This is a genomic window from Celeribacter ethanolicus (assembly GCF_001550095.1).
GTDB classification, from domain to species: domain Bacteria; phylum Pseudomonadota; class Alphaproteobacteria; order Rhodobacterales; family Rhodobacteraceae; genus Celeribacter; species Celeribacter ethanolicus.
Genome location: NZ_LRUC01000004.1, coordinates 139303 through 153273 on the forward strand (window position 1 = coordinate 139303; position 13971 = coordinate 153273).

Genomic DNA, 13971 nt, shown 5'->3' on the forward strand with positions numbered 1-13971 from the left:
GACACACTCAATGGCTCAGGTCACTTTGGACTCCGTCCGCAAAATCTACCCGAACGGCGTCGAGGCCGTCACCCCTGCAAGTTTTCAGATCAAGGACGGCGAATTCGTCGTCTTGGTCGGTCCCTCGGGCTGCGGAAAATCCACGCTCCTGCGCATGATCGCAGGGCTTGAGGACATCACCGAAGGCGCGCTCTCGATCGGCGACAACGTGGTCAACACGCTCGACCCGGCGGATCGCGACATCGCCATGGTGTTTCAGAACTACGCGCTCTACCCGCATATGACGGTGCGCAAAAACATCGCCTACGGCCTCAAGAACCGCAAAACGCCGAAAGACGTGATCGCGCAAAAGGTCGATGAAGCGGCGAAGATGCTCAACCTCACCGAATACCTCGACCGCAAACCGGCGCAGCTCTCCGGCGGCCAGCGTCAGCGCGTCGCCATGGGCCGCGCCATCGTGCGTGACCCGGCGCTGTTTCTGTTCGATGAGCCTCTGTCGAATTTGGACGCGAAACTCCGCAACCAGATGCGGATCGAGATCAAGGCCCTGCAACGTCGCCTTGGTGTGACGTCGATCTACGTCACCCACGATCAGGTCGAAGCCATGACCATGGCCGACCGCATCATCGTGTTGAACGGCGGCAGGATCGAACAGATCGGCACACCGTCCGACATCTACCACAACCCGGCCTCGACCTTTGTCGCCTCCTTCATGGGCGCGCCGCCGATGAACCTTGTGGCGGCCGAGATGCAGGACGGAATCCTGAGCTTTGCCGGGCTGGAGCTGCCTCTGGCCTCGTCGATGCGCGGTCCGGTGACGCTGGGTCTGCGGCCCGAGGATTTGATCATCGACAGCCACGGCCCGCTGGCGATGGAGGTCGAATTGATCGAAGAGTTGGGCGCGCATCGTCTGTTGCACGGCCAGGTCAACGGCCAGCGCCTCACCGTGCATCTCGCCAAGGAAGAACAGGTCGCGCTCGGCCCCCTGCACCTGTCGTGCCGGGTGCAGAACCTCTGCCTGTTTCACCCCGAAACAGGCGCGCGCATGGATGGCGGCTTTGCCTTCAACCTCGCGCAGGACCGGATGGAAGAACGCGTATGATCTCGCTTTTGGACAGCCTGCCCCCGGTCACCGACGCCCAGCGTGAGGCGCTTTTGGCCGCGCCACGCACGGCGGATGCCCACCGCGACATGATGGCCGATGTGCTGGCCATGAACGCCGTGCAGATCGGCGGCACGGCGACACAGACCACCCTGGCCTCTGAGTTCACCGTCGCCGCGTGGAATGTCGAACGGTGCCTGTTTCCCAAGGACACAGCCGCGCATCTCATGCCGCTTGCGCCCGATGTCGTCCTTTTGTCCGAGGTCGATCACGGCATGTCCCGCACCGGCCAGCGCCACACCACCGAAGAGGTCGCCGCAGAGCTTGGCATGACCTACGCCTTCGGGGTCGAATTTTTTGAGATGGGGCTGGGCGGGCCGACCGAACGGCATTTCTGCCAAGACGATTTCAATGCACTTGGCTGGCATGGCAATGCGGTGCTGTCCAAGGTGCCCCTCTCCAAAGTGACGCTCATTCGTCTCGACGATCACGGCCATTGGTTTTCCACGGAAAGTGGTGCCGACCCGGAGCAGCCGCGCCTTGGCGGGCGGATGGCGATTGCCGCTGTGCTCCCAACAAAGGCGGGCGAGATTTGCGTCGTCTCCACCCATCTGGAAAGCAATGCTGGCCCCGCACATCGACAGGCCCAATTCGAGAGTCTGCTCGACGCGCTCGATGAGTTTGCGCCGGGGATGCCTGTGCTGATCGGCGGCGACCTGAACACCGGCAACCACATCCCGCCCCACTTCGACCATCGCGACGAGACCCTGTTCGAACTGGGTGAAGCACGCGGTTACGACTGGGGTTTCACGGCCGAGGGCATGACCACGCGTCCGTCCTTGATCACACCACACCCGGAGCGGGTGATGAAGCTCGACTGGATCGCCGCGCGCGAGATGCGCTGTCTCGACAAGGGCGTGTTGTCGTCTCTCGACACCAACAACCGCCCGCTTGCGGATCACGATTGCGTCTGGGCACGGGGCGCGCTCTGAGCGTCAGGGCCGGGCGAGCAAAAGATCGAGGCTCGCCCGCACCCGCTGTTTCAACGCCTCGGGCGTCTCACCGGTGAACATGTAGCCACAGCTCAGCGTGACGGAATACATCGAAATCGCCCGCATCCGGGCTTCCTCCGGAGAGAAGCCCGTGGCGGCGAACTGGCGGGTGAAGAACTCCAGTCGTTCGGCATCGACCTCGGTCAACCCCGCACGCACCGTATCGTCGCTCTGGCTCCATTGCCGCATCGCCACCTCGGAGGCGATGTCGTAATCGCCCAGGGTGACGAATTCGGCGACATGCCAGATGCGCTCTTCGGGCTGGGTGTAACGCTCTTCGACATGCTGGATCAGACTGGTGGTCTCCCGCCCGCGCCAATAGGCGAACAGCGTGTCGAGAAAATCCTGACGATCCTGGAAGTGCCAGTAGAAGCTGCCCTTGGTCACCTTCATCGCCTTGCAGACCTGATCAATCCGAAGACCGCCGGGGCCGGTCTGACCGAGGATCGCCAGCCCCGCATCGAGCCAGTCTTCCTTGCCTAAACGGTCTTCTTTCATCCGTCCCGAGTTGGAGCCGGTCTTTCGCGTCTTCCCTGAGTCCGTCATCTGACTGCTCCCTGTTGCGATCTGCGAAGTGGGCTTGCGCCTCTTTTCGCCTGTTTTTAGGGCAATTTCCACGCCCATCCAACCGGAAGATTATTATTTTGCAAGTCTGTACCAAATGGTATTGACTCAAATTTCATCTCCGCAAAAGTCTATACCACTTAGTACGGAGATTCGACAACATGAACCACACGGATGGAAACGCACAGTCCTGCGCACGCTGCGCCGTCTGTTCCTGCCATGGTGACGACCGTCTCTCCGCCCCGGAACATTCCGCACACGCACAGGCTGGAAAGGACCAGAACATGAGCATCATTCTGACAGAGAAAATCACAACGCCCGCGGCCTGGGTCGCCCAGGATTTCGACCGGGACGACAGTTGGGTTCACATGCTGAGCGCGGAACAAATCGCCGCAATCGACGCCGCGCTCGCCGGCCTGAAGGACAAGGGCCTGTCTTTTCCACATTTCACCCGCGCGGATTTCCCCCTCGGCCCGCTCGAAGCGGAACTGACACACTGTGCCGACGAGTTGGAAAATGGGCGCGGTTTTCTCGTGCTGCGTGGGTTGCCAATCGGGAACTACAGCGATGTGGAGATCGACACGCTGTATTTCGGCATCGGCCTGCATCTCGGTGAGCCGGTGGGCCAGAACCCGCGCGGCGATCTGATCGGCAAAGTGATGGCCGTGGGCGACGCTAATAAGAAGGACACCCGTGTCTACGAGACCAACCTCTACCTGCCCTATCACTCCGATCCGTCCGACGTGGTCGGGCTTCTGTCCGTGCGCAAGGCACGCGAGGGCGGCCTCAGCAGTCTGATCAGCGTTGCGTCGATCTACAACGTGATCCTTGAAGAGTACCGCGAATTCCTCGGGCTCTACTATCGTCCTTGGTATTTTTCGCATCTCTGCGAGGACACCCCGTCGCTGTCACCGATCTTCAGCTTTCACGAGGGCAAGCTGAGCTGTCGTTACCTGCGGCAATATCTCGAACTCGGGCATGAGATCATGAACCAACCGCTTTCCAAAGTCGAAATCGAGGCGCTGGACCTGTTCGATACGATCATCGACACGGATGCGCTGCGGCTCGACATGATGCTGGAGCCTGGCGATCTGCAATTCGCCAACAATTACGCCGTACTGCACTCTCGCAACGCCTTCCTCGACCATGACGAGCCGGAGAAGATGCGCAAGTTGTTGCGGCTCTGGCTGAAGATGCCGAACGCCCGGAAACTCGCCCCTGAATTTCCCGGACGCAACGGTTTTCCGCTGCCGGAAGCGGTCGCATAAGCGGCGCTCTGCGCGGTGTGAAACCTGTGCCCCGTCCTTTTGGCGGGGCACAAATAAAGGAAATATACCGTTATTGCAGCACAGAACAGACCCTGAAACGCCGCACTCATGCCCGGCGAGGGGCTTCCGGAAAGCCCGGATGAAAATTTGGGCACCAAAGGGGAAATTCCACAATGCAATGAAGTAAAGAAGAAACTTCGGATCTGACAGGGTATGAACAACGGCCAGATTGGGAAATTACAGCACAGAGTGACATCCCCTCTTCCCCTGAAGCCCATCTGTCGTAATATTCACTTAATTCCGTCCACAGAGACCGGAACGTCAAAAGCCCTGCAACGACGGGGCACACACACGCATCAGGGAAACCACATGAAACACCTATTGCCCGCAACCGCACTGTCGCTTCTGCTCGCAGGCCCGTCTTTCGCCGAAACCGTGCTGACAGTCGCGAACTGGTTGCCGCCGTCGCACCCGCTCGTCTCCGAAGTGATCGTGCCGATGACCGAGGAAATCGCAGAGGCCACCGGCGGCGAAGTGGTCGCCAATATCCTGCCCGCCCCGCTCGGGCCGCCGGGGGCGCATTTCGATTTCGCGGTGAATGGCGTGGCCGACATCACCTTCTCCGTGCAGGGCTATACGCCGGGCCGGTTCAAGACCACCAACATCGCCGAGATCCCCTTTCTGAGCGACAGCGCCGAAGTGACCTCTGTCGCCTATTGGCGCACCTGGGACGCGATGCTCAAGGACGCGGGCGAATACGATCAGGTCAAGGTGCTTGCGGTTTTCACTCACGGCCCGGGCGAGATTTTCCTGAAAGACACCGATCCGACGGCAGTCGATCTGATGAAGGGGCAGAAAATCCGGGTCGGCGGCGGCATCGTGCACGAGATCGCCACGAAACTCGGCGCCGTGCCGGTCGAAGGCCCATCTTCGAAAGCCTATGAACTTTTGTCCCAGGGGGTCGCCGACGGCATCCTGTTCCCCTATGAATCGGTCAGCTTCTTCGGCCTGATCCCGCAGCTCGACATCGGCGTCTCCGTGCCCGGCGGACTCTACAACACCTCTTTCTACATCGTCATGAACAAGGCGAAATACGACAGCCTGACGCCCGAACAGCAGGCGGCGATCGACAGCGTGACCGGCGAGCATCTGTCCCGCATGGCCGGCCAGATGTGGGACCGCGTCGATGCGGCGGGGCTTGCGGCAATGGAAGGCAAGATTGCCGTCACCCCCGCAACCGAGGAACAGATGGCCGCGTGGAAAGAAGACCTTCAGCCGATCATCGACGCGAAACTCTCGCAAGTGTCGGAAACCGGCGTCGATGGCCCGGCGGCCTATGAAATGATGCTCTCCGAGATCGCCAAGCTCTCGGCGGAATAATCCGAAACAGGGTCCGGGGAACCGGGCCCTTCCTCCCACAGCGGAACAGCCTCACGAACGCCTTTCGGGCGGATGGCCGAGGCTTGTCTGCACAACCGAACAAAACACCATGACAACGCACCCCCTCGACATCGCCGTGATCGGCGCGGGCAATATCGGCACCGCCATGGCGGCGCTTTTGTCACGCTCCGGCGCGCAAGTGCATCTTGTCGCCCGTGGCGCACGGCTTGCCGAGGTCCGGACGGGCGGCGTCACTCTGGATGACCGGGGCGATGTGCTCCACGCCAGACCCGAAACGGTGGCCAGATTGACCCGACCGATGGATGCGGTCTTTCTCTGTGTGAAATCGCAAAGCCTTGCCGCCGCGGTACGCGACAACGCGGCGGGGATCGGACCGGACACATTGGTCATTCCGATGGTCAACGGCCTGCCCTTCTGGTTCTTCGCAACACCCCATGACATGGGCGACATCCCCCATCTCGACCCGGCGGGCGATCTCGCCGCACTGCTGTCCCCAAGACAAATCCTGGGCGCCGTGCTTCTGATGACCGTGCGGATGGAGGGAAGCCGCGCGCTGTCCTCGAACACACCGACCCTGAGCCTCGGGCCAGTCACCGAAGGAGCGGACAAACCCCGCATCGACGCTCTGATCGAGGTGCTGGAAGCGGGCGGGGTGCGCACCGATCTGAGCGAGGACATTCGCCAGAAGGTGCTTGTCAAACTCCTCGCCAACCTCGCCACCAACCCATTGACCGCCCTGAGCGGTGCGATGCTCGAAGAGGTCGGTCAGACGCCGCTGCTGCGCGAGATCGCCACACGGCTTGCCACCGATTTTCGCAACTGGGCCACCATCCGGGGGTTCGATCTGCCCGGCAATGACTGGCTGGTCGATCTCATGATCGACGCGGGATCGTTCCCGACCTCGATGCTTCAGGATGCGCAAGCCGGGCGGGCGCTCGAGCTGGATGCGATCTGTCGCGCGCCTCTCGCGCTCTCACGTCGCGACGGGATGGATATGCCGCTTCTCGCGGGTCTGATCGCGGAGGTCGAAACCCATCCCATTCTCCCCCTGCCCGGGGCCGCCCTGCCTGCGGCACTCGACGGGCTTCTCACCCACACCGCGTCTCCGAAAGGATAAGTCATGAACACAACCTCGACCGTGACCAAGGATGCAAGCCCCATGGCGGGCATGACCGAAGCCGAGCTGCGCGTCCAGCTTGCCGATTTCTATCATCTGGTGAGCTATCTCGGCTGGACTGAACTGATCTTCAACCACATTTCCGTGCGGCTCCCCGGCGAGGAACATGCCTATCTGGTGAACCCGATGGGGCTGCATTACGACGAGGTGACACCGGAGAATCTTCTGGTCGTCGGCGTCGATGGCAAGCTCAAGCGCGAAAGTCCCTACAAGCCCAACCCGGCTGGCTTTGCGCTTCATGGCGTGATCCACGAACACCGCCCGGATGTGGGATGTATCGCCCATACGCACACCACGCCGATCTCCGCCATCGTGATGAAAGAAGCGATGATCGACCATAACAATTTCAACGGCGCGCAGCTTTACGGTCGGGTCGGTTATCACGCTTTCGAAGGCATCACGATCTACGACGAAGAGCGCGACCGCATGCTCGAAGCCCTCGGCGACAAACACGTTCTGGTGCTCAGGAACCACGGTATTGCGGTCTGCGAAGCCGATATTCCACTGACCTTTTTCCTTTTGTGGACCGTACAGCGCGCCGCCGAAATCCAATGCGCGGCAGCGGCGATCCCCGGGCCGAATGTGCAATTGCCGGAAGCGATCAAGGAAAAATGCGCCGCAGATGCCCAGCGCCTCAAGGACAACGCCGCATTCGCGACGCTGCTGTTCGATGCCATGGTACGCAAGATGAAACGCGAGCGGCCCGAGTTCGCGTAATCATCCAAGGTCGCGGAAAAGGGGAGCGAAAGCGTTCCTTTTCATGCCGCCGGGGATGCCAGCGCGGGCAGGACACCCGATCCGAAAGCCTGCATCTGATCCTCCGCCCAGAACCGGATGTCCTGTTTCACGACCATCTGGCGATTGGCCTTCATCCGGCCCTTGCGATCCTCAGGCGACATATCCAGTGCGAACTGGATCGCCCCGTCCATCGACTTGTGCGAGAACGGATTGGTCGGCACGGCGGCGGCCAGTTCGACCGCAGCGCCCGCGAATTCCGACAGGACAAGCACCCCGTCGCCATCGGTGCGCGCGGCACAGAATTCCTTGCACACAAGGTTCATCCCGTCGGCCAGCGGCGTAATCCAGGCAACATCGGCTGCGCGATAATAGGCCACGAGATCGGTGAATTTCACCGGCCTTGAGATCAGAGCAATAGGTTGCCAGTCAAAGGACCCGTAGCGCCCGTTGATCCGCCCGGCGAGCTGTTCCAGCGCCTGCTGGATTTCCTCGTAAGCGGTCATGTTGGAATTCGCGGCCACGGACACATGCATCAGCCGCACCTTGCCGCGCAGATCGGGCCGGGCTTCAAGAAGCCGTTCGAAACTTTCGAGCTGCTCGATCCCGCCCTTGGTGTAATCGGTGCGTCCGACGGAGAGGATCAGTTTCGCCCCCCCCAGCTCGGAATTGATCGCTTTGACCTTACGGGCGGTTTCCTCGCGTGCGGCGACCTCTTCGATGTAGGACACATCGACGCCGACGGGGCTGGCCTGAAGCCGGATGGTGCGGTCCTCATAGCCGATCTCGGTGACCACGGATTGCTCGGAAAGCGCCGAAGTTTCGGCGGCCAGTTCCGGCTTCACCTTTTCGCGTTTGAGCGTCTCGACTTCGAGAAGCGAGCGCGCCGCAGAGACGAAATTGTTCACGTAACGCGGGATGTGGAACCCCACGACATCGCAGGCCAGAAGGCTCTCCAAAATCTCCTTGCGCCACGGCAGCACGTTGAAAATATCGGCGCTCGGGAACGGTGTGTGATGGAAAAAGCTGATCTTCACATCCGGACGCAGCGTCCGCAGATAACCGGGCACGAGCCACAGGTTGTAATCGTGAATCCACACGACAGCCCCCGGCGCGGCCTCGGCGGCTGCGGCCTCGGCAAAGGCCCAGTTCACCTCGCGAAAGGTCGGCCAGTCGACCGGGTCGTAATTGTAGCGCTCCTTGAAACCATGCAGGATAGGCCAGAATGCCTCTTTCGACGACACATGATAGAAACTCGTCACCTGTTCCGGCGTCAGAGGCAGGCGCGAGACGGTGTATTTGCCATAGGCGTCGTCAATCTCGATCACACGTTCGAATTCAGGCTTCGCCGGGTCTTCGGCATGCTTCCACGCGATCCACGCCCCCTTGTCGAACCGGCCGAAGAAACTCTTGAGCGTCGGAACGATGCCATTGGGGCTCTTGTTTTCGCGATATTCTATTTTGCCATTCACCTCGACTTCTTCGTAGGGCTGGCGGTGGTAAACGATCACCAGATCGGACGGCATGGGTCAGTCTCCTTTCGGTGTCTCATGAAGATCGAGTGCGGCGATGGCCTCAAGGATCCCGGCGGCGCCATGCGCACTGGCATGGTAGACCGTCCCCTGACCTTCGAGCCGCGATTTGAGCGCAGTTTCGGAATTGCCCACAGCGACAGCGGGCAGACCGCTTGCAAGCATGGAAAAGTCGTTGAGCGTATCGCCCGCGCAGAGCACACGCGCCTCCGGGATGCCCAGATGCGCGATCAGACGTTTGATCGACGGTCCCTTTGAGATGCCTTTCGGCAGAACATCGAAATAGCGATTGTCGGAAATGAGCCAGTCGAGCCCCATCTCCTCCACCCGCGCTTCGGCCACGTTGTCATATTTGAGGGGTGTCAGATCGTAACTCACGCGATAGCGAAACGCGGTCGGTTGCAGCTTCAGCCCCGGCAATCCGTCGAGCGCATCGCGCACCCGCGGCCCGGCGTCGTTCCAGCGTGCGGCAATATCTTCTTCGAGCGCCGGGATCGGTTCCACATGGCCATCCTCGCGCACATGGGCAATCGTGGTGCCGACATCGCCCACGACATATTCAGGCCATGGCAGGCCGCATTCGCGACACATCTCCATTATGAACTCGGGATCGCGTCCGGTCACGAAGATCAACCCCACGGTGTCGCGATTGGCTTCGATCCAGTCGTAGAGCGTGGTCCGCTCGGCGTCCGTTCCACCGAGAAACGTGCCATCGAGATCGGTCGCAAGGGTAAAGCGGCGCGCGGCGATGGCCGGGCGCGGGGAAACATGAACATTCATTTTCAGTTCACTCCGAATTGCAATGGAAGGTCGGGCGAAGGATGCGCGAGCGAGAGATCGAGCGCATAGGGTTCGGCCTCGATCGGACGGGTCCAGAGCGCATTGAACGCCTCTTGCAGATCGGCGCCTTTGTGTAGCACGGCGTTCACCGTCTCGCAGATCGGCATCGGCACCCCGATGCGATGCGCCAGATCGGTGACGGAGACCGCGTTCACCTCGCCCTCGACCACCACGGACCGCCCTTCGAAACAGGACGGGCGCGGCGTGCCCTGCCCCAGTTGATACCCCAGCGACATATTGCGCGAGGTGGTGGAGCTACAGGTCAGGGTCAGATCACCCGCGCCGGAAAGCCCGGTGACGGTCTCACGCCTGCCGCCCAGCGCCTGCGCCAGAAGCTTCATCTCGTCGATGCCCCGCGTGATCAGCGCCGCGCGGGTGTTTTCGGCAAAGCCCGCGCCCGACATCATGCCACAGGCAATGGCAATCACATTCTTGACCGCGCCGCCAACCTCGACACCGACCAGATCGTCGGACACGTAGGGCCGGAACCCGCCGCCGGAGAGCGAGAGGGCCAGCCGCGCCGCCGGGCTTTTCTCCGGCGCAAGACGGTCCCGATAGGAAAACGGAAAAGCCACCGTGGCCGCCGTCGGATGGTCGAGGGCGGTTTCGCGGGCAAAGGTGGGTCCGGACACCGCACCGACCGGATGGCCGGGCAATTCCTCTGACACGACCTCGGACAGCAGATAACCGCTGCGCCGCTCGACGCCCTTGCAGGCCAGCGCAATCGGCACGGCTTCGGGCAGGTGCGGCTTGATCGCCTGACACATGGCGCGCAATGTCGCCGAAGGGGTGACCATCAGAACCGCTTCGGTCCCGGTCAGCGCGGCGTTCAAGTCGGAGGTCGCGATGAGCCCACCGGGAAGGTCCACATCCGCAAGGTAATCGTCATTCCGGGAGGTTGCAGTGATCCGTTCGGCCAGAGCGGGACGACGTGCCCAGAGGCGGACATCGTGACCGTTTCGGCCCAGAACGGAGGCGAGCGCAGTGCCCCAGCTACCGGCACCGAGAACGGTGAGGCGGCGCAGGGGCTGCGGCGGGGTATAGGGCATTGAATCCTTGATCGGGAGCTCCTTCGGGTGCTCTTACTCAGGTCTTCTCTTCAAATCTCGGCGCGCCCCACCCGTCCGTCACAGACCGCGCGGCAAGGGGCAAAGACAGGCCGGAGAAACAGGCATGAGCCCGAAATCAGATCCGGTGTCGCGCAATGCGGGTCGGTCGGAAAGCTTCTTGGAAGGCCATCGAAACCGAGCAGGTCCGCCGCGTGGACCCTGCATCATAACCTACACGGATGCGTGAAAATTTCAACCGTTCGGGGGCCGCATCGCAGCAAGACATTGTTTAAATTGTAATTTTTTTGATAGCACCGATGCAGCGCAGAAAAGACGGTCAGGATATACCTGCCGTCTTCTGCGCTTTCGCCTCTTGGAAAAGGCTCAGAACGGATAGTGCTGCTTTGGATCCTCAATGGTGATCCAGCGCGTGACGGTGAATTCCGCGATCCCAAGCTTGCCGCCGAAGCGACCGAAGCCGGAGTCCTTCACGCCGCCGAACGGCATTTGCGGCTCGTCCGACACCGTCGGCCCGTTGATGTGACAGATGCCGCTCTGGATGCGGTTGGCGGCGTCCATCGCCTTGGTGATGTCCTGCGAGAACACTGCCGCCGACAGCCCGTATTCGGTGTCGTTGGCGACCGCGATGGCCTCGTCCGCGTCCTTCACCCGGATGATGGACTTCACCGGCCCAAAGCTTTCCTCGCCATAGATGCGCATGTCGGAGGTCACACCATCAAGAAGTGTAGCCGAGTGGATCGCGCCGTCCCGCGCACCACCGGCCACGAGTTTCGCGCCTTTCGAGGTCGCGTCCGCAATCAGCGCATCCATCTTTTCCGCCGCCGCTTCCGTCACCAGAGAGCCCAAAACGACCTTCTCGCGCGGGTTGCCATAGGGCAGGCTCGCGGCCTTGGCGGCGAGTTTTTCGATGAACGCGTCGGCCACGGCCTCGACCACGATGATGCGTTCGGTCGACATGCAGATCTGGCCCTGGTTCATGAACGAGCCAAAGATCGCCGCGTTCACAGCGCCCTCGAGATCGGCATCTTCCAGTACCACGAACGGCGCTTTGCCGCCCAGCTCAAGAAGCGCTGGTTTGAGGTTTTCGCCCGCCAGACGGCCAATAATGCGTCCCACACCGGTCGAGCCAGTGAAGTTGACGTGACGCACTTCGGGCGCCTCGATCAGAGCCTTGACCACCTTCGCGGCGTCCTCCGGCGCGTTGGAAATCACATTGATCGCGCCTGCCGGAAGCCCCGCTTCCACAAGGCATTCGCCGATCAGACGATGCACTTTCGGGCACATCTCGGAGGACTTGAGCACAACCGTATTGCCACAGGCCAGAGCAGTCGCCACCGCCCGCGTGCCCAGGATCACCGGCGCGTTCCACGGTGCGATCCCGAGGCAAACGCCACGCGGTTTCGCGACCGCCATCGCCAGTGTGCCCGGTTTGTTCGACGGGATCACCTCGCCGCCGATCTGCGTCGTCATCGCGCCCGCTTCGCGCAGCATGCCGGCGGCGAGATGCACGTTGAACCCGGCCCAGATCGCCGTCGCGCCGGTCTCCCTCACCATCGCGTCGACAAACGCATCCGCGCGGGCCTCCATGATGTCCCCGGCCTCGACCAGAACCGCGCGACGCACCTCCGGCCCCATCGCCGACCATTCGGCAAAGGCCGCCTGCGCGCTGGACACGGCCTTGAGCGCGTCCCCGACAGAGGCGGCGGCGGCCACCGTCGCCACATCCCCCGTCACCGGGTCCATACGTTCATACGTGCGCGCCCCTTCGGACGGGACATCTGCACCTCCGATCAACAGATTCAGACTCATCGAATTCTCCTCTCTTCACTCCATTTGCGCTGCCCCGGTCGGGGCGTGCATCGACGTTGCGCCATGCTCAGAAGTATCACAGGCCAGAAGCGCGGCATTCATAACATCGACACGCACAAATGGAATTGCGGCAAGACGTGTCCAGCACGTGCAAACGCGTTGGTCCACAGCGCGGCCCAAGCCGGCTGTGGCCATGTTTTTCATATTCACCGCGCGTCCCTCCCCATGACCGTCTCACATGACGCCCGAGGGAGGGGCCCGTTTGCCGCTGAGCGTTTAAAACTCGACGACAGCGCGGATCGACTTGCCCTCATGCATGAGATCGAACCCGTGGTTGATCTCTTCAAGCTTCAGCTTGTGCGTGATCATCGGGTCGATCTCGATCTTGCCGTCCATGTACCAGTCGACGAATTTCGGCACATCGGTGCGGCCTTTCGCGCCGCCGAACGCCGTGCCTTTCCAGACGCGGCCCGTGACCAACTGGAACGGACGCGTGGAAATCTCCGCCCCCGACGGCGCCACGCCGATCACCACGGACACGCCCCAGCCCCGGTGCGAACATTCCAGCGCGTCGCGCATCACCTTGACGTTGCCGGTCGCATCGAAGGAATAGTCCACGCCGCCGATCTGATCCGCGCCACGTTTGGTCAGGTTGACGATTTCCTCGACCACGGTGCCTTCGATTTTCGTCGGATTGATGAAATGGGTCAGGCCGAATTTGCGGGCCATCTCCTCTTTGTCATCGTTCAGGTCGACACCGATGATCATGTCGGCCCCGGCCATGCGCAGGCCCTGGATCACGTTCAGACCGATGCCGCCGAGACCGAAGACGGCGGCGGTCGCGCCGATCTCGACGCCCGCGGTGTTGATCACAGCACCGATGCCGGTGGTCACGCCGCAGCCGATGTAGCAGATCTTGTCGAAGGGCGCGTCGTCACGCACCTTGGCCAATGCAATCTCCGGCATGACGGTGTGGTTCGCGAAGGTCGAGCAGCCCATGTAGTGGTAGACCGGCGTGCCGTCGAGCATCGAAAACCGCGTGGTGCCATCGGGCATCAGCCCCTGACCCTGAGTATTGCGGATCGCGGTGCAGAGGTTGGTCTTGCCGGAGAGGCAGGACGGGCATTCGCGGCACTCGGGCGTGTAAAGCGGAATGACGTGATCGCCCGGTTTCAGCGTGGTAACGCCTTCGCCAACCTCCAGCACGACGCCCGCGCCCTCGTGGCCGAGGATGCAGGGGAAGATGCCCTCCGGATCGGCGCCCGACCGGGTGAACTCGTCCGTGTGACACAGACCCGTGGCCTTGATCTCGATCAGAACCTCGCCCTTCTTCGGGCCTTCGAGGTTCACTTCCATTATCTCGAGCGGTTTCCCGGCCTCAAGCGCAACCGCGGCTTTCGTTCTCATAAACGCGTCCTCTT

At 61.7% G+C, this 13971-nt stretch carries 12 protein-coding genes; 6 read left to right on the forward strand and 6 right to left on the reverse strand.

Going from position 1 to position 13971, the window contains the following annotated elements; genetic code table 11:
* Window positions 1-10 precede the first annotated feature (10 nt).
* Both NH195_RS01770 and NH195_RS01775 read left to right on the forward strand, forming a co-directional pair.
* Entirely contained in the window at window positions 11-1102 is a 1092-nt protein-coding gene (locus NH195_RS01770) for an ABC transporter ATP-binding protein (protein WP_066702141.1), read from the forward strand.
* A complete protein-coding gene (locus NH195_RS01775) occupies window positions 1099-2094 on the forward strand; it encodes an endonuclease/exonuclease/phosphatase family protein (RefSeq protein ID WP_066702143.1) in 996 nt (331 codons plus the stop codon). Before NH195_RS01770 ends, NH195_RS01775 begins: the two co-directional genes overlap by 4 nt.
* 3 nt (window positions 2095-2097) lie before the next feature.
* Here NH195_RS01775 and NH195_RS01780 read toward each other — a convergent pair whose 3' ends face one another.
* Window positions 2098-2700, reverse strand: coding sequence for a TetR/AcrR family transcriptional regulator (locus tag NH195_RS01780; RefSeq protein ID WP_162265842.1), 603 nt, complete (start codon window positions 2698-2700; stop codon window positions 2098-2100).
* Window positions 2701-3002: 302 nt separating this feature from the next.
* Between NH195_RS01780 and NH195_RS01785 the strand changes: the two genes are divergently transcribed.
* The 4 genes from NH195_RS01785 to NH195_RS01800 all read left to right on the forward strand — a co-directional run bounded on the left by NH195_RS01785 (window position 3003) and on the right by NH195_RS01800 (window position 7281).
* Window positions 3003-3986 (forward strand): TauD/TfdA family dioxygenase, encoded by a 984-nt coding sequence (locus tag NH195_RS01785; protein WP_066702148.1) that lies wholly within the window; start codon window positions 3003-3005, stop codon window positions 3984-3986.
* 369 nt (window positions 3987-4355) lie between these two features.
* Window positions 4356-5366, forward strand: a complete 1011-nt coding sequence (locus tag NH195_RS01790) for a TRAP transporter substrate-binding protein (protein ID WP_066702151.1) — start codon at window positions 4356-4358, stop codon at window positions 5364-5366.
* A gap of 109 nt (window positions 5367-5475) precedes the next feature.
* Window positions 5476-6504, forward strand: a complete 1029-nt coding sequence (locus NH195_RS01795; RefSeq protein WP_066702153.1) for a ketopantoate reductase family protein — start codon at window positions 5476-5478, stop codon at window positions 6502-6504.
* 3 nt (window positions 6505-6507) lie between these two features.
* Window positions 6508-7281, forward strand: coding sequence for a class II aldolase/adducin family protein (locus NH195_RS01800; protein WP_198403442.1), 774 nt, complete (start codon window positions 6508-6510; stop codon window positions 7279-7281).
* Between the two features lie 41 nt (window positions 7282-7322).
* Here the strand turns inward: NH195_RS01800 and ggpS are convergent, their stop codons facing one another.
* The 5 genes from ggpS to NH195_RS01825 all read right to left on the reverse strand — a co-directional run bounded on the left by ggpS (window position 7323) and on the right by NH195_RS01825 (window position 13957).
* Window positions 7323-8825: a glucosylglycerol-phosphate synthase gene (ggpS, locus tag NH195_RS01805; protein ID WP_066702157.1), complete on the reverse strand. Its 1503-nt coding sequence runs from the start codon at window positions 8823-8825 to the stop codon at window positions 7323-7325.
* Between the two features lie 3 nt (window positions 8826-8828).
* Window positions 8829-9611: an HAD family hydrolase gene (locus NH195_RS01810; RefSeq protein WP_066702160.1), complete on the reverse strand. Its 783-nt coding sequence runs from the start codon at window positions 9609-9611 to the stop codon at window positions 8829-8831.
* A gap of 2 nt (window positions 9612-9613) precedes the next feature.
* Window positions 9614-10720 carry an NAD(P)H-dependent glycerol-3-phosphate dehydrogenase gene (locus NH195_RS01815; RefSeq protein ID WP_066702163.1) on the reverse strand — a complete coding sequence of 369 codons (1107 nt, stop codon included), beginning with the start codon at window positions 10718-10720 and terminating at the stop codon, window positions 9614-9616.
* Window positions 10721-11104: 384 nt separating this feature from the next.
* Entirely contained in the window at window positions 11105-12550 is a 1446-nt protein-coding gene (locus tag NH195_RS01820) for an aldehyde dehydrogenase (protein WP_066702166.1), read from the reverse strand.
* Window positions 12551-12826: 276 nt separating this feature from the next.
* On the reverse strand, window positions 12827-13957 hold the full coding sequence (locus NH195_RS01825) for an S-(hydroxymethyl)glutathione dehydrogenase/class III alcohol dehydrogenase (RefSeq protein WP_066703712.1): 1131 nt from the start codon (window positions 13955-13957) through the stop codon (window positions 12827-12829).
* Window positions 13958-13971 lie beyond the last annotated feature (14 nt).